Source organism: Arthrobacter arabinosi, from assembly GCF_054511115.1.
Genome location: NZ_JBTNDF010000027.1, coordinates 1 through 1,744 on the forward strand (window position 1 = coordinate 1; position 1,744 = coordinate 1,744).

1 protein-coding gene is annotated in these 1,744 nt (G+C 63.0%); it reads left to right on the plus strand.

The window, feature by feature from the left end:
- Positions 1-423: 423 nt before the first annotated feature.
- On the plus strand, positions 424-1,710 hold the full coding sequence (locus ACX80P_RS16920; RefSeq protein WP_459279262.1) for an IS110 family RNA-guided transposase: 1,287 nt from the start codon (positions 424-426) through the stop codon (positions 1,708-1,710).
- Positions 1,711-1,744 lie beyond the last annotated feature (34 nt).

The following is a 1,744-nucleotide window of genomic DNA, read 5'->3' on the forward strand; positions in this document are numbered from 1 at the left end:
CGGCGCTCCTAATTCGTTGTTAGGCGGCATTTCACAAGCCCGTATCGGTCGGACTGGGAAGGCTGTCTTTGGGGTTCTGCGGCCGGCCTACCGCTGGCTCGATGCCTTCGGCGCTCTTGGATCTTTGAATCCTCGACGCAGAGCGGCACGTTCTGGTGGCGGCTGTGGCCGCAGAACCTCGAAGTAACCGGTAGATGCTTTGTGAGTCTCTGCCGACGAGGTTCCGTCGCCCGCGTGGCGGTGGAACCTCTGACTGCTGGCGTGGTAGTTGGTTCTCGTGGTGCGTGCCGACTGCGGGATGACCCCTTTTTGCTCCGGGAGCCTGAGAGCTCTTGGTTAGACCGGGGCGCCCGGAGTGAACTCGTTTCACGAACGGCTGGTGAGATGGCAGACCTTCGAGTCTTGGAATTAGGGCGCCGCGTGATCCGAACTGGGCACACCCCGGGAACAGAACACCCTGACTGCAAGGAGTACAGATTGGACCTCTACTGCGGGATTGATTGGGCCGAGAACCACCACGACATTGCGATCATCGACAGTGCCGGCGGTTTGTTAGCCAAACGCCGCATTACCGATGACGCTGCAGGCTATCGGGCGCTGATGGAGTTGCTCGCCGAACACGGGGATACCCCCGAGGACCCTGTCCCGGTTGCAATTGAAACCAGCCAGGGTCTTCTCGTCGCTGCCCTGCGCGCTGGCGCCCGGAAGATCTACGCGGTCAATCCGCTCTCGGCGGCACGCTACCGGGACAGGCACGGTGTTTCCAGGAAAAAGTCGGATCCAGGAGATGCCTTGGTGCTGGCGAACATCCTTCGCACCGATGCCCACGCACACCGGCCCCTGCCAGCGGATACCGACCAGGTACGTGCGATCACCGTCCTAGCCCGCGCACAGCAGGATTCGGTCTGGGCACGTCAGCAAACCGTCAACCAACTCCGCTCCGTGCTTCGCCAGTTCTACCCGGCTCTCCTCCAAGCCAGCTCGGTCTGGCAGAACGGCCTGGCCCGCCCCGAGATCAGAGAGCTTCTGCGCATCGCACCCACCCCGGACGCAGCGTGCCGGCTCAGCACTGCCCGGATCGAAGCCGCCCTGCGCCGTGCTGGACGATCCCGTGGCATCGCCGCCGAGGCCCAGCGGATCAGAGGTATCTTTCGTAGTGACCATGCCCGACAACCCCAGGCAGTCGAAGACGCCATGGGCCAGCAGGCATCAGGACTGCTGCTCCTGCTCGATGCGGCCTGCCATGCCGTCGATCAACTCAGCATCGCCGTTGAAGAGGCCTTCCTGGCCCACACCGATGCCCAAATCCTGCTCAGCTTCCCAGGGGTCGGCACACAGCTCGGTGCACGGCTCTTGGCCGAGATCGGGGACGACAGAACACGCTTCTCCGATGCCCGCGCCCTGAAGGCCTATGCCGGTTCCGCACCAATCACCAGGGCCTCGGGCAAGAAAACATTCGTCGGCCGCAGATTCGTCAAGAACGACCGACTCAGTACCGCCGGTTACATGTGGGCACTGTCCGCACTCACCGGATCCCCAGGCGCCAGAGCCCACTACCAACGCCGCCGAGCAGCAGGGGACTGGCATGCCGCGGCCCAACGGAACCTCTTCAACCGCCTCCTCGGCCAACTCCACCACTGCCTCAACACCCGCACCCGTTTCGATGAAGCCACAGCCTTCACTCCACCGGTCGCAAACCTCGCCGCTTGACTTCATAAACACGTGAGATGTCTGCGTCGCTTAT